This window comes from Streptomyces pluripotens, from assembly GCF_000802245.2.
GTDB lineage: Bacteria > Actinomycetota > Actinomycetes > Streptomycetales > Streptomycetaceae > Streptomyces > Streptomyces pluripotens.
In genome coordinates this window covers 215,439-236,736 of record NZ_CP021080.1, presented here as the reverse complement: position 1 = coordinate 236,736, position 21,298 = coordinate 215,439, and the positions used below count along the sequence as shown (strand labels likewise).

Below are 21,298 nucleotides of genomic sequence, written 5' to 3'. Positions count from 1 at the left end.
CGGTGGCTTTCGAACGGAAGAGGTCGGCGCCCGGACCGTTCGCAGGGGCTGCGCGGGCGGCCTGCAGGCGTTGTAATGGCGAACGTGGTGAGTGAGGGCGCTGCGATCAGCGGGTCGAGGATGGAGCGTGCCGAAGCTGCCCTCGACGCGCTCACCGCGGTCCCCGGCACGCCCGATCTGCTTCGCCGGATCCTCGAACAGGCCCTGGTGTTCGCCGGGGCGGCCTTCGCCGGTGTCTACACGCCCGGCGACGATCCCTCCCATCTGGGACTCGCCGAGTCGGCGGGGCTGCCGCGCACCCTGTACGGGCTCCGGGACGGTTATCCGGCCGCAGGCGGTTCCCCGGTCGCTGAGGCCCACCGCAGCGGACGACCGGTGTGGCTCGGACCCGCGGCGCGGGCTGGCTACCCCGGGGAGCGGCGCACGCCGACCGCGGACTTCTCGCTGGCCGCCCTGCCGCTGCGCCCGCCGGGCAGCGGCTGTCTGCTGGCCGTCAGCGAGCACCCCGGCGGCTTCGGCGGTCACGACCGCACCTGCCTGGGGCTGATCGCCCGAGCGGTGGTGGTCCCCGTCCCGGCCGCCACCGTCGCAGACACCGGTGTGCTGCCCAAAGACTCCTTCAGCCTGGCCATGGACACCGGGCGGGTCGAGGTCGGCGACACGATCCTGCGGCTTTTCGGGATCGGGCGAAACGACTTCGACGGCCGTGTGGAGACGCTGCTCGAACGCACCGTGCCCGAGGACCTGCCGGCGCTGATGTCCGTGGTCGAGGCCGACCACATGTCGATCGGCGACCGCGAGCTGGAGTTCCGCGTCCTGCGGCCGTCCGGCACACCCAGGTGGCTCAGACTGCGGGGCCGGCTGCTGCCGAAAGGGGAGGGCCGTCCCGCGCGGCTCGTCGGTACCGTCGTCGACGCCTCCACTCTGCGTTCCGGTGTCACCGACGTGACCCGCGTACAGCGCCTGGCCGCCGCTCTCGCCACCGCCGGCACCGTCAAGGACGTCGGCCAGGCCGTCGTGGCAGCCCTGCGCAAACCGTTGCAGGCCGACCGGATCGCGCTCGCCGAGCTGGAGCACGACCGGCTCGTGGTCACCGTGCTTGACCCGCCCGAACCCGAGGCCTGGCCCGAGGTGTGGCGCAGTGAGTGGCGCACCGAATGGCCCGACGCACCGGTGCGGACCATGCCCACCCTGGCCGCCGCATTGCGCGAGGGCCGGGCCCGGATCTGGCCCGCCCGGACCGAACTTGAACCCGCTCTCGCCGAGGTCGGCCCCGGCGGCCTCGCGGTGCTGCCGCTGCCCGCGGGCGGCCGTATGGCCGGCGCCTGCCTGATCGGCTGGGACCGCCCGCACGACTTCGGCCCCGACGAACGTGCCCTGCTCACTGCCTGCGCCGGCCTGATCGGCCAGGCGCTGCTGCGCGCCCATGCCTTCGACGCCGAACACGAACTCGTCGGCATGCTCCAGCGCACCCTGCTGCCCCGCCGGCTGCCCCGGTTGCCCGGTGCGGTCGCCGTCGCCCGCTATCTGCCCACCACGGCCGGGCTGGAGGTCGGCGGTGACTGGTACGACGTGATCCCGCTCGCCGACAACCACGTCGCCCTGGTCATCGGCGATGTACAAGGCCACAACGCGGGCGCCGCCACCCTGATGGGCCAGATGCGCACTGCGCTGCGCGCCTACGCCGCCGAGGGGCACGCCCCGGACGTCGTCGTCGCACACGCCAACCGGCTGCTGTTGGACATGGAGACCGATCTCTTCGCGACCTGTGCCTACGTCGATGTCGACCTGGAGGAGGGAACCGCTTGGTGCGTACGCGCCGGCCATCTGCAGCCCGTGCTGCGGCATCCGGACGGTTCTGCCGAGATCGTGCAGGCCGAGGGGGGCCCGCCGCTCGGTGTGCTCGGTCAGGCCGAGTTCCCGATGACACCGCTCCGGCTCCAGCCCGGCATGGTGCTCGCACTGACCACCGACGGCCTGGTGGAGTCCGCCGGCGCCGACATCGACACCGGTATGGACCGGCTCGCCCGTGAACTGGCCGCCGCCGACCCGGGTCACCTCGGTCTGGTCGCCGACGCTCTGCTGACCGGCGCCCACCGCGGCGACGACGTGGCCCTGCTGTTGATGCGCTATGACGGGATGACGGTACGGCCGCTGCGCGAGAGCTGGACGGTGTGGCGGTTGCCGGAGGCGGTCCGGCACGCCCGCCGCTTCACTCGACGTACCCTGCGCGGCTGGGGCGTCCCCGGCGAGACGGTCGATGTGGCGCTGCTGGTCGTCTCGGAGCTCGTCACCAACGCCCTCGTGCACACCGAGGGCCAGGTCCGTCTCGATCTGAGCCTGGTCGGCCAACGGCTGCGGCTCGCCGTCGCGGACTCCTCGCCACGCAGTCCCATGAAGCCCACCAGCGTCGGCTGGGAGGCCACCGGTGGTCGGGGCATTCTGCTGGTGGAGGCGGTGTCGGAGGCCTGGGGCACGCTCCCGGTCAGCGGCGGCAAACAGGTGTGGGCGGACCTCGCCCCGGCCGCCGAGTCGCCACTCGGGTACCGGTGAGGTCCGATCGAGGCCGCTTCGAGAGGCGTACTGCGGGACCCCGACCTAGGGTCGGTTGGTGTGGCGAACACCTTCGAGGAACTGGTGCAGAAGCAGCGTGCGGCCGATGCGGCCCATGCCATGGTCGAGGAGCTGCGGGACACCTACGGCCCACCGGCCGAGCGGGGGATGACCGGCGCCCAGTCGGGCACCTATGAGACTGCTCTGCGCGCCTGGCGGGATCTCGCCCGCGATGCGCAGACCGCGGTGAGCGAGTACGCCAAGGAATCGGGCCGGCCCCGTGCGGAGATCGAGGCCGAGGTGGAGCGGGTGGCGGCGGAACAGGGTGGCTGAGGTGGTCCCGCGGCACACGCCCGGCACCCGTTCCGTTCGCTGGGGTGCCCGGTGTTCTGGGGTCGGTCGGGGCGGTTCGGCCGGCGTGTGCGGGCGGACCGGTTCTGCCGTGTTCCAGCCGGAGCGAAGGACATCCCCGGCACCGGATGCACCGGCGTCGGGCGTGCCGTCGACCGGGGCCGCCCCGGGCCGCCCACGGTGCCGGCGGTGCGTTCGGCGGTGGCGGTCCCCCCGGTGGGGGCACAGGGCCGATCCGTCTCCGTCTGACGGCCTCCGCCTGCCCCGGGTTTGCGGGGTCCGCGGTCGGGGACCCGGTCAGGCACAGGTCGCACACGGCCGCCCGACGGGCCGGTCCCGTCGACGGCGGGAGACAGAAGGGAAGATGAGACGTGACTGCGCATCCCAGTGACAAACGGGCCGTACCGCACCCGGAGACCGGGTGGGCGAAGGCCCGCCGTCCGCGTGAGCGGGGAGTGCGCACTTGCTTGCCCGCCGTCGTGGACCGGGCATCCGCCGCGCAGCGGGGTGCCGCGGCCCAGGACAACATCGTGCGCGGCGAGGACTGAGCGGGACGCACCGCCGTGGGGCGGGGCCCGGCGGGGCCGGTTCGGGACCGGTGCGGGTCAGGAATGCGTCCTGGCCAGCAGGTTCAGGACTCCCCAGGCGTGCCGCTCTCGCCGAGCCCAGGGAAGATCCGCCCCACACTGCCCGCGTGCGCCTTGGGACCGCTGTCGGTCATCGCGTACGGGCAGGTGGGCAGGGCCACGATGTCGTTCTGCAGGTCGACGGCGACGAGCCACGCGCAGTTCGCGTGCGGCCCGGACGGTCCTGCCCGGTGAAGGCGTCCGGCAGCCACCGGTGCCTGCCGGACGCCCCCCTTGCGTACGCCGCCTGGCGCGGGACTCAGCAGTGCCGGGACCTCCGGCCAGACCCGGACCGCCTCCGCCGCCGCACCCTCAGGATGATCACCGCCAGCACGATTCCCGCCAGCACCACACCGGCGGCCCGCTCGGCCACTGGCACCCCCACCGCCCGCAGCAGGTCGAGCGGCTCCACCTCCTCCTGCTCCTCCTGCTCCTCCTGCTCGGAGGGTCCGGGCTCCTCGCCGCCGAGCCCGGCGGACCGATCGCCCAGCCGTTTCGCCAGACACGCCGCGAACTGCCCCACCAACCGGTCCCCCACCTCTGCGAGCACACCGCGGCCGAACTGCGCCGGACGCCCGGTGACCTTGAGGTCGGTCAGCACCGACACCGCCGTACCGCCGTCGCGTTCGCTCAGCGTTCCGGTGACCGTGGCCCTTGCCGTGCCCTGCCCCCGGGTCTCCCGGCCGCTCGCCGAGAGCACCAGCCGGTGCGCGGTCTCGTCCTGCTCCTCGAAGACCGCGGTGCCCCGGTAGGTCAGGGTGACCGGCCCCACTTTCACCTTCACCGAGCCGCTCACCGTCGTGCCGTCGAACTCCTCCACCACCGTGCCCGGCAGGCACGGCGCCACACGTTCGATGTCGAGGAGCGCCTGCCAAGCGTCGTCGACCGGGACGGGGACGGTGAACTCGTGGTGCAGCTCCATGACGTGCTCCTCGCAGTCAAGACGTGGCGGGCGGGTGGATGGCCCCGGTGGTCAGGGTCAAGGGAGTGCCGCTGCCGCCCCAGCGCAGGGCGACGATCTCGGCGGCGACGGACACGGCGACTTCTTCCGGCGTACGCGCCCCCAGGTCGAGCCCCAGCGGCGAGCGCAGCCTGGACAACTCGGCCTCGCTGAGTCCGGCCCTGGACAGCCGTGCGCGCCGTTCGTCGTGCGTGCGGCGGCTGCCCATCGCGCCGATGTAGGCGGCAGGCCGGCGCAGCGCCTCCTCAAGCAGCGGCACGTCGAACTTGGGGTCATGGGTGAGGACGCAGATCACCGTGCGCCCGTCGGTACCAGCCGACTGGAGATAGCGGTGCGGCCAGTCGACGACCACCTCCACCCCGGGCGGAAAGCGTTTGGGCGTCGCGAACACCGGTCGGGCGTCGCACACGGTCACCCGGTAGCCGAGGAAGTCGCCCATGCGGGCCACCGCAGCCGCGTAGTCGATCGCCCCGAAGACCAGCATCCGCGGCGGCGGTGCGAACGACTGCAGGAACACCGATACGGTGTCCTCGCGGCGCTGCCCCTGCGGCCCGTAGTGCCGCAGCACCGTGGCGCCCAGGGCGAGTTCGCCGCGTGCGTCGGCGGTCACCGCCGCATCGAGCCCGCTTGTGCCGAGCGTGCCGACCACGGCGTCCGCCCACACGGCGAGCACCGCCCCGCGCGGTGCGGGCCCGTCGACCACGGTGGCCGCGGTCACCGGTTCACCGGCGGTGACCGACGCTGCGATGCGGCCGAACGCCGGATCGGAGGCGGGTGTCACGGCCCGTACCAGGAGAGTGATCTCGCCGCCACAGGTGAGCCCGACCGCGAAGGCGTCCTCGTCGCTGTAGCCGAAGGTCGCCAGGCGCGCCTCGCCGCTCGCCACGACCTCCTGGGCCAGCTCGAACACCGCCCCCTCCACGCAGCCCCCGGACACGCTGCCCACGACCTCGTCACCGGGGCCCACCGCCATGGCGGCGCCGGGCCCTCGCGGCGCACTGCGGCTGACCGCGACCACCGTGGCGAGCCCGAAGGGGACCCGGGCCGTGTACCAGCGTTCCAGCGCCGGCAGGATCTCACGCACGCTCTGCTCCTTTCACCGGGGTCGCACGGCTCGCTGCCCCGCGTACCACCGACGCCAGCCGCTCCAGCGCCGCAAGGCTGTGCCCCTCGACGAACGCGTCCACGCTGGGCAGAGCCGCCGCCATACCGGCAGCCAGTGGCGCGTACCCGGGGCGGGCCTTGCGCGGGTTGGCCCAGATCACCTGGTGGGCCAGCGTGTGCAGACGGCGCATCTGCGTGCCGAGCAGCTCCGGATCGCCGCGCTCCCAGCCGTCCGAGAGCAGTACGACGACCGCACCGCGCGCCATGCCGCGCTGCCCCCAGCGGATCAGGAACTCACGCAGCAACTCACCCAGCCGGGTGCCGCCGCGCCAGTCGGGCACGGCCTGCGCGAGGGCGGCCATCGCCAGGTCGGGGTCGCGGTGGGCGAGTTCACGGGTCACCCGGGTCAGCCGGGTGCCGATCGTGAACACCTCCGTGCGACCCCCACGCACCGCGGCGTGCGCGAACCGCAGCAGCGCGTCGGCGTACGGTGCCATCGAGCCGCTCACGTCGACGAGTAGGACGATCCGCCGGGGCTGCGTCACCCGCGTGTGCCGCCGCAGCCGGGCCGGCTCCCCGCCGCGCCGCAGCAGCTCCCGTACGGTACGGCGCGGGTCCACGTCCCCGCGCCTGGCGGGCCGCCGCCGCGCCGAGCGTCGGGTCTGCCCCTGGAGCGCGAACGCGGCGAGCAGGCGGTGCAGTTGGGCGCGTTCGCCGGCGTCCAATCCGGCCACGTCTCGGTGCCGCAGCACCTCGGCGGAGCTGGCCAGCGTGGCGGTGTGCGGGCCCGGCGGCTCGCTTCCGCCGGGTCCGCGCCGGGCGGTGGACGCCGCCCGGGTGGCGAGCCCGAGCCGGGGTGGCGCAGCCGCCTGATCCCTGCGCGGCGCGGACCCGCCGGGTGTCCCGAAGTACGCTGCGAACACCCTCTCGTACCGCTCCAGGTCATCGTGTCCGCCGCACAGTGTCGCCCGCCCCGCCCAGTACACATCGGCCCGCTTCCCTGGACCCAGGAGGTCGATGGCGCGCAGGAAGGCGTACAGCCGCTCGGCGCTGGCGTCCAAACCCGCCGACCGCAGGGCGCGCACGAAACCGAGCAGCACGGCGTCCGCCGCGAGCGCCGTGGCGGCTGCCCCCAGCGGTACGGTCTCCGTCCGCGGCGGCGGCCGGCCCGCCCCGCTCGCTGCGCTGCTCATCGCCGTCACGCTCCCCGGGCTGCCAGGACCGCCGCCAGATCGAGCCCCCGCGCCCGGTCCGCGTCCTCCCGGTACTTCAACACCGAGCCCAGTGTCGTCACGGCCAGCTCCGCATCCACCTCGCTGGCCCCCAGTGCGTCCAGCGCCTGGGCCCAGTCGATCGTCTCGGCCACACCTGGCGGCTTGAGCAGGTCCGCACCCCGGAGCGTCTGCACCAGTGCCGTGACCTGCTCGGCGAGCCGTTCGGGTACCTGCGGCAGACGGCGCCGCACGATGGCCAGTTCGCGAGCGAAAGAGGGATGGTCGAACCAGTGGTACAGACACCGTCGCTTCAGTGCGTCGTGCACCTCCCGGGTCCGGTTCGAGGTCAGCACGACCACGGGTGGTTCCTGCGCCCGCAGCGTGCCCAGTTCGGGGATCGTGACGGAGTACTCCGACAGCAGTTCCAGCAGGAACGCCTCGAACTCGTCGTCGGCCCGGTCGATCTCGTCGACCAGCAGCACCGACGGCTGGGTCTGCAGGGCTTGCAGCAGTGGCCGGGCGATGAGGAACCGACGGTCGTACAACTCACTCTCCAGCCGGTCCGCGTCCTGTACCCCGGCGGCCTCGGCGGCCCGCAGGTGCAGGAGCTGGCGAGGGAAGTCCCAGTCGTACAGGGCCTGGGAGGCGTCGATGCCCTCGTGGCACTGCAGACGGATCAGCGGCGCGCCGAGCGCCTCGGCGAGCGCGGTCGCGAGCGCGGTCTTCCCCACGCCCGCGTCGCCCTCGCAGAACAGCGGCCGGTGCAGTCTCAGCGCCAGGAAACAGGTCACAGCCAGTCCTTCGTCGACGAGGTACCCCGTCTCCTCCAGGCGGGCCCGCACCTGCTCCGGGTCGGTCATCCGGGTGATCGGCGCTCACCCCATCCCGCTGGCGGTCAGTACCGCGCGCCTGGTGAGTACCCGCGCGAGGTGCTCCCGGTACTCGGGCGAGGCGAACAGGTCCTGGGACGGGCGGGTGCCCTCGGCCGCCACCTGCGCAGCCCGTTCGACGGCTTCGGCGGCGTCGGCGCCGGTCAGCGCCTGCTCCGCCGTCGTGGCCCGTAGCGGCGTCGAGCCCATGTTGGTCAGTGCGATCCGGGCCTCGGCGATATGCCCGTCGGCGCGTCGCACCAGCGCCGCGACGCCGACGACGGCCCAGGACTGGGCGACCAGGTGGAACTTCTCGTAGTGGAAATCCCAGCCGTCCGTCTTCGGCACCCGCACTTCCACCAGGAGTTCGTCAGGCGCCAGCGCCGACTGGAGGTAGTCGACGAAGAACTCCCGGGCTGGCACCGTGCGCCGCCCGCCCGGCCCGGTCACGACGAGTTCGGCGTCCAGGGCCAGGGCCACAGCGGGCAGATCGCCGGCCGGGTCGGCGTGCGCCAGCGAGCCGCCCAGAGTGCCCCGGTGCCGCACCGCAGGATCGGCCACCGTGGCGGTCGCCTGGGCCAGGAGACCGGCGTACCGGCGCACCAGCGGGTTGTGGACGACGTCGTGGTGCGTCGTCATCGCGCCGATCACGAGCGTGTCGCCGTCCTCGCGGACACCACGCAGTTCCGGGACCCGGCCGACGTCCACCAGAAGTTCCGGGAAGGCCAGCCGCAGCCTCAGCAGCGGCAGCAGGCTCTGGCCGCCGGCCAGCACCTTCGCCTCCTCGCCGGCGTCTGCGAGAGCGCGCACCGCCTCGTCCACGCTCGTGGGACGAACGTACTCGAACGCGGGGGGAATCATGCCGCGGTCTCCTTTCCCGGCTCACCGGACTGGCCGGCACCCGCTCCGGCGGCCCCGCCGGAGCGGGCCGAGTGGAGTGCCTGCCAGATTCGGTGGGGTGAACAGGGCATCCGCACGTCCCGCACGCCCAGTGGTCGGAGCGCGTCCACCACGGCGTTGACGACGGCGGGAGTCGAGGCGATCGTGCCCGCCTCGCCGACTCCCTTGACCCCCATCGAGTTCGTGTCCGCCGGGGTCTCGGTCCGGTCGGTCACGAAGTCCGGGAGGTCCGCGGCGGACGGCACGAGGTAGTCGGCCATGGTGCCGGAGACGAGGTTGCCCTGGTCGTCGTACACGGCCTCCTCGTACAGCGCCTGAGCGATGCCCTGCGCTACTCCGCCGTGGACCTGTCCCTCCACGATCATCGGGTTGACGACCCGGCCGACGTCGTCGACGCAGACGTACGATCGGATCCTCACCTTCCCGGTTTCCGTGTCGACCTCGACGGCGCACAGGTGGGTGCCGTGCGGGTAGGAGAAGTTCTCCGGGTCTACCAGTGTCTCGGCGTTGATGGACGGCTCGATGCCCTCGGGCAGGCCGTGTGACGTGAACGTCTCGAAGGCGATCTCCTGGATGGTCCTGCGGGCCTCCGGAGAGCCCTTCACGCAGAACGCGCCCTCACTGAACTCCAGGTCCCGCTCGCTCGCCTCCAGCAGGTGCGCGGCGACCTTCCGCGCCTTCTCCACCACCTTCACCGCCGCCCGGTGTACGGCCTCGCCGCCGACCACCAGTGACCGCGAGCCGTAGGTGTCCATGCCCTGCGGGGCCGCCTTGGTGTCGCCGTGCACCACCTCCACGTCCTCGAACGGCACGCCCAGCACGTCGGCTGCGATCTGGCTCCAGCAGGTCTCGTGCCCCTGCCCGTGCGGACTGGTGCCGGTGACGACCTCAACCTTGCCGGTGGGCAGCATCCGGATGCTCGCCGCCTCCCAGCCGCCGGCCGCGTACCGCAGGTCGCCCAGTACCCGGCTCGGCGCGAGACCGCACATCTCGGTGAAGGTGGACACCCCGATGCCCAGGCGCACGGTGTCGTTGCGCTGGTTGCGCACGTGCTGCTCGGCACGCAGGTCGTCGTAGCCGAACAGGGCGAGCGCCTTCTCGGTCGCCGCCTCGTAATGTCCGCTGTCGTAGGTCAGTCCGGCGATGGAGGTGTAGGGGAACTCCTCGTGCCGGATCCAGTTCCGGCGCCGTACTTCCACCGGGTCCAGTCCAAGTTCGGCGGCCAGTTCGTCCATGGTCCGCTCGATGGCGAACGTGGCCTCCGGTCGGCCGGCGCCACGGTAGGCGTCGGTGGGGGTGCGCGTGGTGAAGACTCCGGTGCAGGTGAACTCGTAGGCGTCCATCTTGTAGATCGCCGGGTACATGAAGGCGCCGAGGAGCGGGATGCCCGGGGTGACGAGCATCAGGTAGGCACCCATGTCGGCGATCAGGTCCACCTTCAGACCGAGCAGCCTGCCCTCGCGGGTGGCCGCGATCTCGACGTCCTGGATCATGCCGCGGCCGTGGTGGGTCGCCAGGTAGCCCTCGGAGCGGGACTCGGTCCACTTCACCGGGCGGCCGAGCCTGCGGGCCACGGTGAGGGCCAGAGCCTCCTCGCCGTACACCTGCAGTTTGGAGCCGAACCCACCGCCCACGTCCGGGGCGATCACCCGCAGCTTGTGCTCCGGGATCCCGGTCACCACCGCGAGCATGATCCGCAGGATGTGCGGGATCTGGGTCGCCGAGTGGACGGTGTACTCGCCGGCGGCGGCGAGCGGGGTGACGACGACCGCGCGCGGCTCCATGGCGTTGGGGATCAGGCGCTGTTGGTGGTAGCGGCGTCGCAGGGTCACCTCGGCGCGTTCCCGTACGGCCGCGAAGTCCTCGCCTGTGGTGAGCGGCCAGGTGTAGCAGCGGTTGGTGCCCTTGCCGGCGTGGACCAGCGGGGCGCCTTCCGCCAACGCGGCCTCCAGATCGAGGACTGGCGGCAGCGGATCGTAGTCGACCTCGACCGCCTCCAGCGCATCGGCCGCCGTGTACCGGTCGCGGGCCACTACCACCGCCACCGGGTCACCGGCGTAGCGGACCTCATCGACGGCGATCGGCGGGTGGTCGGGAAGCACGATGTCCTCGGTCACCGGCCAGGCGCAGGGCAGCGACCCCAGTCCCTCGGCGAGGTCGGCGCCGCTGAACGCGGCGACCACACCGGGGCGTTCGAGGGCCGGGGAGACGTCGATGCGGGCGATGCGGGCGTGGGCCATCGGACTGCGCAGGATGGCCAGGTGCAGCAGGCCGGCGACCTGGATGTTGTCGGTCCAGTTCGTCTGGCCCGTGACCAGCCGGGCGTCCTCCTTGCGTAGCCGGGAGCGGCCGATCTCGTGTTCGACGGCCTGATCGGTCATGCCGTGGCCTCCTCGCTGGCCTGCGGCCCGGAGGCGGCGAGCACCGCCCGGACGATGTTCTGGTAGCCGGTACACCGGCAGAGGTTGCCCTCCAGGGCCTGCCGTACCTCGTCGGAGCCGGGATGCGGGTTCTCCCGCAACAGATCGCGCGCCGCCATGAGCATCCCCGGCGTGCAGTAGCCGCACTGGAGGCCGTGCTGCTCGTGGAAGGCGCGCTGCAGCGCCGTCCACTCACCGTCCTTCGCCAGCCCCTGGACGGTGGTCACCTCGCCCCCGTCCGCCTGCACGGCCAGCACGGAGCAACTCTTCACGGTCGCCCCGTCCAGATCGACCGTGCACGTTCCGCAGTTGGAGGTGTCGCAACCGATCGGGGTACCGGTCAGCCCGAGGCGGTCGCGTAGGTAGTGGACGAGCAGGAGCCGTGGTTCCACCTCGTCCTCGTACGTGGTGCCGTCCACGCGCACCGTGATGTGGGTCATGGGCCCTCCAGGCCGTGCGGGCAGGAGCGGGATAGCGGTGAGGCATCGTTATAGGGGCGTGATGTACGTCACTCTAGGTCCGCGGCCTGGAGGCGGCGAGCGGTACCGCCCGGCACCTGCTGAACGATTGCTCCGCTGCCGCCACTGGGCCGCCCTGCTGCACCGCCCGGGATCCGTTGTCACAAGAGCAGGACCAGGGATGCGCTCTGCCTGCGCACCCCTCCGGGAGGGCAACCCGTCCGAACGGAGGGCACGATGACCCGGCCGGGGAGCAGGGCTGCTGGTGAAGCGTTCGCACCCGCACCCCGGCGAGGTCGGTCCGGTCACCCGTACCGGCGAGAGCGGCGACCGCCGACGGGTGCGGGTGCGGCCGACCGATGACGTCGGCCGTGACGCGTCCGAAGTACCTGGGACAGTGGAGGGCGCGGGCGGAAGAGCACGGCCCGCAGTGCGGTCCGTGCCAGAGCGGCGGACACCCGCCGGCCTGCGGCGGAAGCTGGGCCCGACAGCAAAGGGCGCGCCCGGCGGGCCTGCCCCAGCCCGGCCCGTGCCGAGAAGGTCCAGGTCAGCTTTGAAGTGACCTGGACCCGCGCGGCCTTCCTGGCTACTCGTCCCATGCCTGGATCATGATCTGCTCGGCGATCTTCCCGTTGCGCAGCGTGACCATCGACTCGGCGAGGACCCGGGTGCCGTCCCCGTACTCGCAGGACTCGCGGAAGGCGGCGTGATCGCCCTGCACGATGCACTCCTCAAGCTTGTGCGTCATGTCACGGCTGTAGATGTCGTCCAGGAGCGAGGCTATCTGGCCCCGGCCGTGGAGCACCTTGGGATGGCTGGGCTGGGCGTTGCTGTCGACGATGCGGATCTCCGCGTCGTCGGCATAGAGGGCCAGAAGGCTGTTCCCGGTGGTTCCTTCTATGCTCCGGCGCAGTGTCTCGGTGTCGAAGGCGGAGCCTGTCGCGGCGGTGCCCATGGTGACCTCCTTCAGGCGCCCGCGGCCCGACGCGGAAGCGGGCCGCACGGGCTCCGCCTTCGAGACTCCTCCGGCGCGGCGGGCACGGCAACCGCAGGACGGCGGCTCCGCCTGACGGGTGAGCACGGATCGCCGCCCGTGTCCGGCTGCGGCCTGGCGCCGTTGCTTCAGACATGATCTCAAAACGACGTATCGTCGCCGCCCTCGGTCTCGCCGCCGGGGTCACGGGTCTTGCCGCACCGCTGGCGAACGCGGCCGACGCGAGCGCACCGGACACCGGGCAGATCAACCCCGTGGCCGTCCTGGATTCGCTCACCGTCAGCGACATCCCCGCCCAGCACAAGGCACAGGTGCCGCGGGTCTCGGAGCAGATGCGTGCGCTGAACCAGGTCAGCGAACTGAACCGGCTGAACGAACTGCACCAGGTGACCGACCTGGCCGCGCCCGTGACCGGCCTGCTGCCCGCGGTCCAGGCCTGATTCGTACGGGGTTCCCGGGGCTGCCCCGCACCGCACGGCCGGCGGGCCGCCCGGCGTCACAGCGGCCCGGCCTGCAGCAACGGCCAGTCCCGGGCCATGGCGAAGGCCGTGACCGGGCCATCGGGAGGACAACGGGGGAGCACCCGGGTGAGCAGGTCGCCCGGACCCAGTTCGAGCCAGGTGCGCACCCCCTGCTGGTGCAACAGCTCGACGGCGTCGGCCACCCGGACCGGGCTCCGCGGGATCCAGAACTCAGGGTCCCTGGTCTCGGCGCCGACCGGCCGGGCGGTGACGTCGGAGACCAGCGGAAGGCGCGGCGGCTGCGGATGCAGGGTGGCCAGCGTACGACCGTAGGCCTTGAGGGCGTGGTCCAGATGCGGTGAGCCCGGTTCCGTGTCCGGGAGGCTGCTCAGCAGCCGGGCCAGGGTACCCACCGCGTGACAGGCCTCCGCGAGGGAGAAGACACCCGCGGCGAACGCGGCCCCCATCCGGCCGGCCGCATGACCGAACAGGACGTCCGGCTGCAGGCCCCAGCTCTGCAACAGCCGGTACTGCGCCGCCTGGAGAGCGAAGACCGCGGGACCGGAGAACGACACCCGTTCCACCAGCGCAGGCCTTTGAGCGCGGTCCGCAAGGCACAACACGCTCTTCAGCGGAAGCTCCAGATACGGATCGAGGCGTGCGCAGATCGCGTCCAGTGCCTCGGTGAACACCGGGAAGGCCGCAAGGAGTTCCCATCCGGTTCCGGGGTGCGGCGAAGCGCTGGCCGGGAACAGGAACACGGTGCGTCCAATACGGCCGTCAGGGGACATGCCTTCCATTGAGACACGGTCCGCGCGGCGCACACACCAGGCACGTTCCTGAACCCTGCAAAGAAATCACCATCATGGAATGCTGGAATGACGCCGATTCAGCCGGTGTTCCGCGTCGCGTCAGTGCGGCACTCGTGCCCGAAAGGATCCGGCATCACCCGTGGCCCGCTCCCGTGCCGGCCCGTCGCGCGTAGGGTCGGCAGGGAAAGCAATCGAGGGAAGGGGCCAGAACATGGCGCAGGAAGTACGCGGCGTGATCGCACCGGGGAAGGACGAACCCGTACGGGTCGAGACGATCGTCGTGCCGGACCCCGGTCCCGGCGAAGCCGTCGTACGCGTCCAGGCCTGCGGCGTCTGCCACACCGACCTGCACTACCGGCAGGGCGGCATCTCCGACGACTTCCCCTTCCTTCTCGGCCACGAGGCCGCCGGCGTCGTGGAGGTGGTCGGCGAGGGCGTCACCGATGTGGCACCCGGCGACTTCGTCGTCCTCAACTGGCGCGCCGTGTGCGGAAGCTGCCGGGCCTGTCTGCGCGGACGCCCCTGGTACTGCTTCGACACGCACAACGCGGAGCAGAAGATGACCCTCGCTGCCACCGGCCAGGAACTCTCCCCGGCGCTCGGTATCGGCGCGTTCGCCGAGAAGACGCTGGTCGCAGCCGGCCAGTGCACCAAGGTCGATCCGGCCGTCTCCCCGGCGGTCGCCGGGCTCCTCGGCTGCGGGGTGATGGCCGGTATCGGCGCCGCGATCAACACGGGAGGCGTCGGCCGCGGCGATTCGGTCGCCGTGATCGGCTGCGGTGGCGTCGGCGACGCGGCCGTCGCCGGGTCGAACCTGGCGGGCGCGGCGAAGATCATCGCCGTGGACATCGACGACCGCAAGCTGGAGAAGGCCCGCGCCCTGGGAGCCACCCACACCGTCAACTCCAAGGACACCGACCCGGTCGCGGCCATCCGCGACCTGACCGGTGGTTTCGGAGTCGACGTCGTCATCGAGGCGGTGGGTCGCCCCGAGACGTTCCAGCAGGCCTTCTACGCCCGTGACCTCGCCGGAACCGTCGTCCTCGTCGGGGTCCCCACCCCCGACATGAAGCTCGAACTGCCCTTGCTGGACGTCTTCGGACGCGGCGGTGCGCTCAAGTCCTCTTGGTACGGCGACTGCCTGCCCACCCGTGACTTCCCCATGCTCGTCGACCTGCATCTGCAGGGCCGCCTGCCGCTTGACGCGTTCGTCACCGAGACCATCCGACTCGATGAGGTGGAAGAGGCTTTCGAGCGGATGCACCGTGGCGACGTGCTGCGTTCCGTGGTGGTGCTGTGATGGCGGCACACATCGAACGCCTGGTCACCACCGGGCAGTTCTCCCTCGACGGGGGAACGTGGGACGTCGACAACAACGTGTGGCTGGTTGGCGACGACCACGAGGTCGTCGTCATCGATGCCGCCCACGACGCCGAGACCATCGTTCGCGCGGTCGGTGACCGCCACCTCGCCGCGATCGTGTGCACCCATGCCCACAACGACCACGTCAACGCGGCTCCCGCCCTCGCCGACCGCACCGGTGCCGTCATCTGGTTGCACCCCGACGACCTGCCGCTGTGGAAGCTGACCCATCCGGACCGCGCCCCGGACCGGCACCTCGCCGACGGCCAGGTCATCGAGGTCGCCGGCATTGACCTGACCGTGCTGCACACCCCCGGGCACGCACCCGGCGCCGTCTGCCTCCACGAGCCCGGACTCGGCGTGGTCTTCACCGGAGACACCCTCTTCACGGGCGGCCCCGGCGCCACGGGGCGCTCCTACTCCCACTTCCCGACGATCATCGACTCCATCCGTGACCGGCTCCTGACCCTCCCGCCGGAGACCAAGGTGCTCACCGGTCACGGTGACCCGACCACCATCGGTGCCGAGGCCCCGCACCTTCAGGAGTGGATCGAGCGGGGGCACTGAGCGGAACCAGTTGACTACGGTGCCGGACGCCGCAGCAGGGGCTCGGCACCGGGGTCGAGCCATGGATCACGCTTGCGGAGACGGAGCACGCACGGTCCGCTCACCCTTGGCACACGGGCGCGGCGGATCTGTGCCGTTGCTCACCTTCCACGGCATCCGGCAGTGGGTCAGCACCGCACCCGTGCCGGGACGCCGGTCATGGTGAGGTCGCCACCTGTGTCGCCAGGGGCGCCCGGGTGCTCCGGGTGACGGATGTCACCGTGGGGGACCTCGGCGCTCTCGTCGCGCCGGAGGGATGTGGCCAGGAACACGGTGCGCGAACGTGTCCGTGGCGCCGTCGCCCACGGGCCGCCCCGGCCGGCCGGCAGGTCGTGCCCCGCAGCTTCCACGACCCGGTGTGCGCGGCGGTGTTGGACGTCCGGGTGGTGGTGCCGAACGGGTTGCAGCGTGAACTCCCGCCCGTGCTCGACGCGTTGACGTGACGAGTGACACGGTCTGAAATGTCCGTATCGCGGGTGCTCGCTCACGGAGTCCTGATCTCGGGCGGCATATGCTTGACAACATGTCCACCACTGTTGAAACCGCCTCCGAGCGATCGGCTGCGAAGGTCAACCAGGAGATCCGGGCCCTGTGGCTCCGGTCGGGCGGGACACTGACGACCGAGCAGCGTGCGGAGTACCAGCGCCTTGTGATGGAGTGGGCCGCCGTGGTCCCGGAGGAGCGCCGGGCGGCCTGACCGACCCCGCTTGGCAGTTGCATTGCGCCTTACCGTCCACCGGGCACCCGTGAGCGCACGGGTGCCCTTTCCCGGGTCCCGTGGTGGCTCCGCTTGCGACGGTGGACCCTGGGGTCCTGCGGGCTGTCGTGACGGGTGTCCCGTCAGCCCCACGTCGCCGAGTAGTGCTGCTGGTACGCCCTGCGCTCCTGCTCGGCCCGGATGTACCTGGTGGCGACCAGCGCGATCAGACTGCCCGCGATCACCAGCAGCCCGGGCCCGATGTTCCGGGCGTCGGTCAGCCGCGCCAGCAGGGCTCCGCCCTGTGCCGTGCCCGTGACCGGCGCGGAAGAACCCGGCGAGGCTGCGCTGGGAGCGATTGCGCGCTGCGGCGGTGTGGACGGTCCGGGGGAGGGGGCTCCGCTCTGGGTGCCGCCCGCGTTCTGCGCTGACACGATCAGTCGGACACCGAGCGCCGTCATGGCCTTGGTCACCGGCTGGAAGAACGTAGTGCCGCCCGTCGTGCAGTCACCGTTGCCGCCCGAGGTGACACCCAGCGCGACGCCTTCGGAGAACAGCGGGCCACCGCTGTCGCCCGGTTCGGCGCACACGGTGGTCTCGATGAGCCCGCTCACCGTACCCTCGGGGTAGTTCACGGTCGCGTTGAGCGCGGTGACTTGGCCGTCGTGCAGGCCGCTGGTGCTGCCACTGCGGAACACCCGTTGTCCCACCGCCGGGTCGGCGGCTCCGGTGATGCGCACGCCCTTGCCGCCGCCGATCGCCACCACGTCGGCACCCTTGCCGGCCTGCCCGGAGGAATACTGGACGAGGGAGAAGTCATGTCCGGGGAAGACGCTGTTCACCGTTCTGCCGAGCTGCTGATTGCCCTGGTTGTCCGCGAACCAGGTCGATCCGGCGGGGCCGCAGTGACCTGCTGTGAGGATGAAGTCGGTTGAGCCGTTGGTGACGTTGAATCCGGCCGAGCAGCGGCCACCCGCCGAAAGGATCGGCAGGGCACCGTTCAACCGCGTGGTGAAAGCGCCCTTCGTCCGTTCCATGTGTACGAAACCGCCTATTTTCTTGGCCACTTGGGAGATCCGGGACCAGTTGGCGGCGGACACCGTGCGGTCCGCCTGCACTTTGACCGTGTTGGTCCGGTAGTCCACCGCCCATGCCGTCCCGGCCACGCGGGGTGCCGCGCGCAGTGTGGCAGTAGCCGATGTGAGGTCGTTCATGCTGTTCCGTACGATCTTCGCCTTTGCCCCGGTGCGCCGTACCGCCCGCGCCGCTGCGTCGTCGGTCACCGCCACCACCGGCCGCCCGTCGGAACCGATCCAGGTGCCCGCCGTCCGTGCCGTGCCGAGGCGGGCCACCCATGCGGCACCGGTGTTCCCGGCGGAGCTGAGCGACCTGGCGGACGCCGGAGGCGGCTCGCTCGCCACAGCCGCCCGGGCGACCATCGTGCACCCGAGGAGAAGACCGCCGACCGCCGCCAACCGTGTCAGTCGCCGGACGACCCGTCGTCGTGCGTGCCGCATGCATGGCTCCCGAAGCCGAACCCGAAGGCGTGATGCCCGCACCCAGCGGCCTCACGGGGCCCTCGAGTCGTGGGGGCCCGATCTCCATAACGCGGCCCGGCGCGGCGGCGTTCAGTACGGACGGTGAACTTCTCGGGCTGCGCGGCGGATTGGGCGTGCCGTGCAGGTTCCAGACCCCGGTGGGACTTCGGGTGGACGCGGGGCGGAACACCCGCACGGTCCGGGGGCGGCGGGCCGCCCTCGACACGCGGCCTGCACGCGCCGGACCGCCTTCTAGACTGCCGTACATGGACGATACGCGGCTTGAACGGCTCGGCTTGGGGAAATACCTGCTGGTGACCAGCTACCGCAAGAACGGAACTCCGGTGGCCACGCCGGTGTGGGTGGTTCGGGACGGCGACGCCCTCGGCGTCTGGACGGCTGCCGACAGTTGGAAGGTCAAGCGGATCCGGCGTCGTGCCGATGTCCTCGTCGGTCCCTGCGACCTGCGCGGCAACCCCACCGGCGAGCAGGTTCCGGCCACGGCCGGGATCGCCGACGTGGCCACCACCGCGCGCTACCGCGAGCTCATTGCCCGCAAGTACGGCATCGTCGGCCGGCTGACGATGCTGGGCAGCCGGCTGCGACGCGGTCAGGCCGGCACGGTCGGTATCCGGGTGACGCTCACGGACTGAGGGGCAGCGGGAGTGCACCGTCCTGCGGAGCTGATCGCCCCCTGGTGAACAGCCGTCCGGTGGCAGTGCCCGGTTCGGTGGCGCCGTCGACGCTCCACCGGGGCTTTCAGCGGCGCCGCCTGATGCGGCGTCAGCCGGGTCTGCGGGTGCGGGCGCGGCAGGGCCGTCACCGCGCGAGAAGGCGCGGGAGGGGACCGGAGATCAGGTCCAGGCCCGATAGGGCTCGTCGAGCAACTGGAAGACCGGCTCGCCGCGGACCGGGTCCTTGGCGGTGGAGAGATGCACCCGGTCGCCGCTGTGGATTCCGATCGGCGGCCCCATGACCCGGCCCCGGACGACGAACCCCTCGGCCATCTCTATCAGCGACACGTTGCGTGCCGCCGGCGTGTTGCGGTGCACCACGGTCGAGTGGCGGACCGTGCCGATGCCCTCGCTGCGTTCCGTGCGCAGTTCACTGCCCTGGCACACCGGGCACAGCAACCGGTGGTACGTCGCGGTGCCGCACCAGGTGCAGCGCTGGAAGTGGATGGCGTCCTTGGATCCTGCGGGGGCGGGATCGAGAACACCCGCCGCGGAGCCGGCCGCCGGATGCGAGGCGCTTGCTGAGTAGTGGTACACGCTGGTCAACTCCCTGCGCTCGGCCGGAATCCCGCATGCCCGGCACAAGGCGCGCACACGGGTGCGCGGTGCCGTGCCACCGCGCACGCCGAACAGCGTATGGCACTCAGTGTCACTCGTAAAGGTACTCCGTACCCTGAATTTCGCGGCTGGCAAGGCGTCCGGCACGCCCCAGTACTGACTCCCACTCTTGGACCACCCGCCATACCGGGGCATCGCGGCGGGAGACGAGGACCACCACGTCGTCGGGATGCCCGGCCGGTTCGCCCACGGGCGCCGCGCTGACGGGGGCGGCACGCACCGTGGTGTCCGCCGAGCCGCCGAACGTCCGCTGCACGTATCCCAGCGCGTGGTCCACCGTCGCACCCGCGTCGCCCCTGCCGTCCGATCGCAGCCAGGAGCGCAGGGCGTTGTTGTGGGCGGCGACGACCGCCGCCGCGATCACATCGGCCCGCAGCGATCCGTCGGGCCGTCCGGCGAATCGACCGCGCAGGTACTCGGCGAGTGCGCGCTCATAGCGCCAGACCACCGACAGCTCGTAGGCGCGCAGTCCCGGCACCTTCTTGGTGAGGCGGTAGCGCTGGACGGAGAAAGTGGGGTTCTCCGCGTACATCCGCAGTACCAGCCGGGCCGCGTCGCACACTCGTCGCACCGGCTCGTGTTCTTCCTCGTCCGCGGCGAGGAAGGCGGTCATGTCGTCCAGGCAGCGTTCGTGGTCGGGGAAGACCACGTCCTCCTTGGACGGGAAGTAGCGGAAGAACGAGCGCCGGCCCACCCCGGCCAGGGTCACGATGTCGTCCACGGTGGTCTGCTCGTACCCGCGTTCCAGGAAGAGCCGGAAGGCCGCCGCGACCAGGGCGTCGCGCATCGGCGGCTTGGCGGTCGGTGCCACGCTGCTGGAGCTCATGGACGCGAACGTAGCACCCGGACGGAATGTGTGGCACTCAGTGCAGACTGAGAGGGTCATGGAGGAACTGAGTGCCCTGGCGGCGACTCTGTGGGGCACTGGCCTGGGGAGCGCTCGGGCCGGTCCGACGGCGATCGACTGGGCCGGCTGCCGTCGCGGGCCCCGTGCAACGCGTGCGCCCTGGATCCGCCGGGGAACACCTGCGTCGACGTGGGAGAGCGGGCAGTCCCGGTCCCGTACGTGACGGTCGGGTGCGACCCTCGTCGCGGTCCAGGTCCGGTCCGCACTCGTGCACCGGAGCCGCCGGGGAACGGCCGCGACCGGTGTGCCGGGTTCGGCGCACCGGGCAACGGTGGGCCGGTGGGCGCGACGACGCCGTCTGTGATGAGCTGAGTCCGGACTCCAGGTGGTGGACGGAAGCGGAGCGGTACGACGGAGGCGGGCGGCATGGCTGCGGACGGTGAGGCGCAAGCAGGTGGCGAGGCGGTCCTGGACGGGTTCTTCGACCGGCTGAACCCGGACATGTGCGTGGTCACGGCCGTGGCTGACGGCGAACTCGCTGGATGCCTGGCCGGTTTCGCTTCCCAGTGCTCCGTCCGGCCGCCCCGGTACGCCGTCTGGCTGCCCAAGAACAGTCACACCTACCGCGTCGCGCGCGCCGCCCAGCACCTCGCGGTGCACCTGCTTGCCCGTGATCAGCGGGACCTCGCGGCACTCCTCGGTGGTGAGACGGGCGACGAGGCCGACCAGTTCGAGCGACTGGACTGGCGGGAAGGACCCGGAGGCACAGCCGTGTTGACGGAGACGGCCGCCTGGTTCGCCGGGACGATTCTCCACCGCACCGACGGCGGTGATCACGTCGGCTTCGTCCTGGATCCGGTCCGGTGGGGTGAGGGGCGGGCCGGGCCGCTGCTGCGGATGTCCGACACGCTCGGCACCAGCGTCCGTCCCTGCGTGGACTGAAGGCATTCGAACGTCGGGCAAGACCTCCAAAGACCCCTGGGCGGGGGTGGCGGCCGGCCGTCACCGTGGGCAGCCCCGCGACCGTGGGCCGCGTGGTCAACCGCACCGAGACTGAAGGCCTTGCCGATGACCGGCTCCCGCATTCCGGTCCTGTTCGTGCCCGCCGTGTTCCTGCTGGCCTTGGTCGTCGGAGCGTGCTGGTACTGGTGTCGTCGGGACGACGACTGACCG

Annotated in this window: 23 protein-coding genes; 10 read left to right on the top strand and 13 right to left on the bottom strand. The window is 71.7% G+C overall.

Translation table 11 applies throughout. The features are described 5' to 3' along the window. Positions 1–75 precede the first annotated feature (75 nt). The 3 genes from LK06_RS01000 (at position 76) to LK06_RS33605 (ending at position 3,452) form a co-directional block, all read left to right on the top strand. Positions 76–2,553: a SpoIIE family protein phosphatase gene (locus LK06_RS01000; RefSeq protein ID WP_174673791.1), complete on the top strand. Its 2,478-nt coding sequence runs from the start codon at positions 76–78 to the stop codon at positions 2,551–2,553. 60 nt (positions 2,554–2,613) lie between these two features. Next, entirely contained in the window at positions 2,614–2,886 is a 273-nt protein-coding gene (locus LK06_RS00995) for a hypothetical protein (protein ID WP_039650137.1), read from the top strand. Positions 2,887–3,275: 389 nt separating this feature from the next. After that, the gene (locus LK06_RS33605) at positions 3,276–3,452 is read left to right on the top strand and encodes a hypothetical protein (RefSeq protein ID WP_086083000.1); all 177 of its coding nucleotides are present in this window, start codon (positions 3,276–3,278) and stop codon (positions 3,450–3,452) included. 83 nt (positions 3,453–3,535) lie between these two features. Here LK06_RS33605 and LK06_RS00985 read toward each other — a convergent pair whose 3' ends face one another. The 9 genes from LK06_RS00985 to LK06_RS00945 form a co-directional block, all read right to left on the bottom strand. Beyond that, positions 3,536–3,742: a hypothetical protein gene (locus LK06_RS00985; RefSeq protein ID WP_043435083.1), complete on the bottom strand. Its 207-nt coding sequence runs from the start codon at positions 3,740–3,742 to the stop codon at positions 3,536–3,538. A 47-nt stretch (positions 3,743–3,789) separates the two neighbouring features. Then, entirely contained in the window at positions 3,790–4,452 is a 663-nt protein-coding gene (locus LK06_RS00980; protein WP_039650141.1) for an SRPBCC family protein, read from the bottom strand. 16 nt (positions 4,453–4,468) lie between these two features. Then, on the bottom strand, positions 4,469–5,575 hold the full coding sequence (locus tag LK06_RS00975) for an XdhC family protein (protein ID WP_043405431.1): 1,107 nt from the start codon (positions 5,573–5,575) through the stop codon (positions 4,469–4,471). Next, positions 5,568–6,788, bottom strand: coding sequence for a vWA domain-containing protein (locus tag LK06_RS00970; protein ID WP_078859034.1), 1,221 nt, complete (start codon positions 6,786–6,788; stop codon positions 5,568–5,570). The genes LK06_RS00975 and LK06_RS00970 overlap by 8 nt, the downstream gene beginning before the upstream one ends. Positions 6,789–6,793: 5 nt before the next feature. Next, positions 6,794–7,669 carry an AAA family ATPase gene (locus tag LK06_RS00965; RefSeq protein WP_052269796.1) on the bottom strand — a complete coding sequence of 292 codons (876 nt, stop codon included), beginning with the start codon at positions 7,667–7,669 and terminating at the stop codon, positions 6,794–6,796. A 15-nt stretch (positions 7,670–7,684) separates the two neighbouring features. After that, positions 7,685–8,539, bottom strand: a complete 855-nt coding sequence (locus LK06_RS00960; RefSeq protein ID WP_043405428.1) for an FAD binding domain-containing protein — start codon at positions 8,537–8,539, stop codon at positions 7,685–7,687. Further along, the gene (locus LK06_RS00955; RefSeq protein ID WP_052319033.1) at positions 8,536–10,959 is read right to left on the bottom strand and encodes a xanthine dehydrogenase family protein molybdopterin-binding subunit; all 2,424 of its coding nucleotides are present in this window, start codon (positions 10,957–10,959) and stop codon (positions 8,536–8,538) included. The genes LK06_RS00960 and LK06_RS00955 overlap by 4 nt, the downstream gene beginning before the upstream one ends. After that, the gene (locus LK06_RS00950; RefSeq protein WP_043435086.1) at positions 10,956–11,438 is read right to left on the bottom strand and encodes a (2Fe-2S)-binding protein; all 483 of its coding nucleotides are present in this window, start codon (positions 11,436–11,438) and stop codon (positions 10,956–10,958) included. Before LK06_RS00950 ends, LK06_RS00955 begins: the two co-directional genes overlap by 4 nt. A 604-nt stretch (positions 11,439–12,042) precedes the next feature. Continuing rightward, positions 12,043–12,411, bottom strand: coding sequence for a nuclear transport factor 2 family protein (locus tag LK06_RS00945; protein ID WP_039650150.1), 369 nt, complete (start codon positions 12,409–12,411; stop codon positions 12,043–12,045). Positions 12,412–12,584: 173 nt separating this feature from the next. Here LK06_RS00945 and LK06_RS00940 point away from each other — a divergent pair, with 173 nt between their 5' ends. Next, complete coding sequence (locus LK06_RS00940; RefSeq protein ID WP_039650152.1) at positions 12,585–12,890, top strand: hypothetical protein; 306 nt, start codon at positions 12,585–12,587, stop codon at positions 12,888–12,890. A gap of 56 nt (positions 12,891–12,946) precedes the next feature. Here the strand turns inward: LK06_RS00940 and LK06_RS00935 are convergent, their stop codons facing one another. Next, positions 12,947–13,702, bottom strand: coding sequence for an acyltransferase domain-containing protein (locus LK06_RS00935; RefSeq protein ID WP_053049577.1), 756 nt, complete (start codon positions 13,700–13,702; stop codon positions 12,947–12,949). 232 nt (positions 13,703–13,934) lie between these two features. Between LK06_RS00935 and LK06_RS00930 the strand changes: the two genes are divergently transcribed. From LK06_RS00930 to LK06_RS00915, 4 genes are all read left to right on the top strand, one after another. Then, positions 13,935–15,023 carry an S-(hydroxymethyl)mycothiol dehydrogenase gene (locus LK06_RS00930; RefSeq protein WP_043435088.1) on the top strand — a complete coding sequence of 363 codons (1,089 nt, stop codon included), beginning with the start codon at positions 13,935–13,937 and terminating at the stop codon, positions 15,021–15,023. After that, on the top strand, positions 15,023–15,652 hold the full coding sequence (locus LK06_RS00925; protein WP_043435091.1) for an MBL fold metallo-hydrolase: 630 nt from the start codon (positions 15,023–15,025) through the stop codon (positions 15,650–15,652). The genes LK06_RS00930 and LK06_RS00925 overlap by 1 nt, the downstream gene beginning before the upstream one ends. 245 nt (positions 15,653–15,897) lie before the next feature. Further along, complete coding sequence (locus LK06_RS00920; protein WP_159025088.1) at positions 15,898–16,134, top strand: hypothetical protein; 237 nt, start codon at positions 15,898–15,900, stop codon at positions 16,132–16,134. A gap of 68 nt (positions 16,135–16,202) precedes the next feature. Continuing rightward, the gene (locus tag LK06_RS00915) at positions 16,203–16,388 is read left to right on the top strand and encodes a hypothetical protein (protein ID WP_039650160.1); all 186 of its coding nucleotides are present in this window, start codon (positions 16,203–16,205) and stop codon (positions 16,386–16,388) included. Positions 16,389–16,531: 143 nt separating this feature from the next. Here the strand turns inward: LK06_RS00915 and LK06_RS00910 are convergent, their stop codons facing one another. After that, complete coding sequence (locus tag LK06_RS00910; RefSeq protein ID WP_043435093.1) at positions 16,532–17,905, bottom strand: S1 family peptidase; 1,374 nt, start codon at positions 17,903–17,905, stop codon at positions 16,532–16,534. Between the two features lie 287 nt (positions 17,906–18,192). Here LK06_RS00910 and LK06_RS00905 point away from each other — a divergent pair, with 287 nt between their 5' ends. Further along, on the top strand, positions 18,193–18,579 hold the full coding sequence (locus LK06_RS00905; RefSeq protein ID WP_039650164.1) for a PPOX class F420-dependent oxidoreductase: 387 nt from the start codon (positions 18,193–18,195) through the stop codon (positions 18,577–18,579). A 201-nt stretch (positions 18,580–18,780) separates the two neighbouring features. Here LK06_RS00905 and LK06_RS00900 read toward each other — a convergent pair whose 3' ends face one another. After that, positions 18,781–19,197, bottom strand: coding sequence for a Zn-ribbon domain-containing OB-fold protein (locus LK06_RS00900; RefSeq protein ID WP_039650166.1), 417 nt, complete (start codon positions 19,195–19,197; stop codon positions 18,781–18,783). A 112-nt stretch (positions 19,198–19,309) separates the two neighbouring features. Next, complete coding sequence (locus LK06_RS00895; protein ID WP_052269799.1) at positions 19,310–20,104, bottom strand: TetR family transcriptional regulator; 795 nt, start codon at positions 20,102–20,104, stop codon at positions 19,310–19,312. Positions 20,105–20,551: 447 nt separating this feature from the next. Between LK06_RS00895 and LK06_RS00890 the strand changes: the two genes are divergently transcribed. Further along, positions 20,552–21,067, top strand: coding sequence for a flavin reductase family protein (locus tag LK06_RS00890; RefSeq protein WP_039650168.1), 516 nt, complete (start codon positions 20,552–20,554; stop codon positions 21,065–21,067). Positions 21,068–21,298: the final 231 nt, after the last annotated feature.

What these genes read in the sequence shown, in the direction of transcription:
- LK06_RS00915 (WP_039650160.1), top strand. Translation starts at nt 16,203, where the DNA reads ATGCTTGACAACATGTCCACCACTGTTGAAACCGCCTCCGAGCGATCG.
- LK06_RS00940 (WP_039650152.1), top strand. Translation starts at nt 12,585, where the DNA reads ATGATCTCAAAACGACGTATCGTCGCCGCCCTCGGTCTCGCCGCCGGG.
- LK06_RS00925 (WP_043435091.1), top strand. Translation starts at nt 15,023, where the DNA reads ATGGCGGCACACATCGAACGCCTGGTCACCACCGGGCAGTTCTCCCTC.
- LK06_RS00910 (WP_043435093.1), bottom strand. Translation starts at nt 17,905, where the DNA reads ATGCGGCACGCACGACGACGGGTCGTCCGGCGACTGACACGGTTGGCG.
- LK06_RS00980 (WP_039650141.1), bottom strand. Translation starts at nt 4,452, where the DNA reads ATGGAGCTGCACCACGAGTTCACCGTCCCCGTCCCGGTCGACGACGCT.
- LK06_RS00965 (WP_052269796.1), bottom strand. Translation starts at nt 7,669, where the DNA reads ATGACCGACCCGGAGCAGGTGCGGGCCCGCCTGGAGGAGACGGGGTAC.
- LK06_RS00935 (WP_053049577.1), bottom strand. Translation starts at nt 13,702, where the DNA reads ATGTCCCCTGACGGCCGTATTGGACGCACCGTGTTCCTGTTCCCGGCC.
- LK06_RS00970 (WP_078859034.1), bottom strand. Translation starts at nt 6,788, where the DNA reads ATGAGCAGCGCAGCGAGCGGGGCGGGCCGGCCGCCGCCGCGGACGGAG.
- LK06_RS00930 (WP_043435088.1), top strand. Translation starts at nt 13,935, where the DNA reads ATGGCGCAGGAAGTACGCGGCGTGATCGCACCGGGGAAGGACGAACCC.
- LK06_RS00960 (WP_043405428.1), bottom strand. Translation starts at nt 8,539, where the DNA reads ATGATTCCCCCCGCGTTCGAGTACGTTCGTCCCACGAGCGTGGACGAG.
- LK06_RS00890 (WP_039650168.1), top strand. Translation starts at nt 20,552, where the DNA reads ATGGCTGCGGACGGTGAGGCGCAAGCAGGTGGCGAGGCGGTCCTGGAC.
- LK06_RS00955 (WP_052319033.1), bottom strand. Translation starts at nt 10,959, where the DNA reads ATGACCGATCAGGCCGTCGAACACGAGATCGGCCGCTCCCGGCTACGC.
- LK06_RS00905 (WP_039650164.1), top strand. Translation starts at nt 18,193, where the DNA reads ATGGACGATACGCGGCTTGAACGGCTCGGCTTGGGGAAATACCTGCTG.
- LK06_RS01000 (WP_174673791.1), top strand. Translation starts at nt 76, where the DNA reads ATGGCGAACGTGGTGAGTGAGGGCGCTGCGATCAGCGGGTCGAGGATG.
- LK06_RS00945 (WP_039650150.1), bottom strand. Translation starts at nt 12,411, where the DNA reads ATGGGCACCGCCGCGACAGGCTCCGCCTTCGACACCGAGACACTGCGC.
- LK06_RS00950 (WP_043435086.1), bottom strand. Translation starts at nt 11,438, where the DNA reads ATGACCCACATCACGGTGCGCGTGGACGGCACCACGTACGAGGACGAG.
- LK06_RS00895 (WP_052269799.1), bottom strand. Translation starts at nt 20,104, where the DNA reads ATGAGCTCCAGCAGCGTGGCACCGACCGCCAAGCCGCCGATGCGCGAC.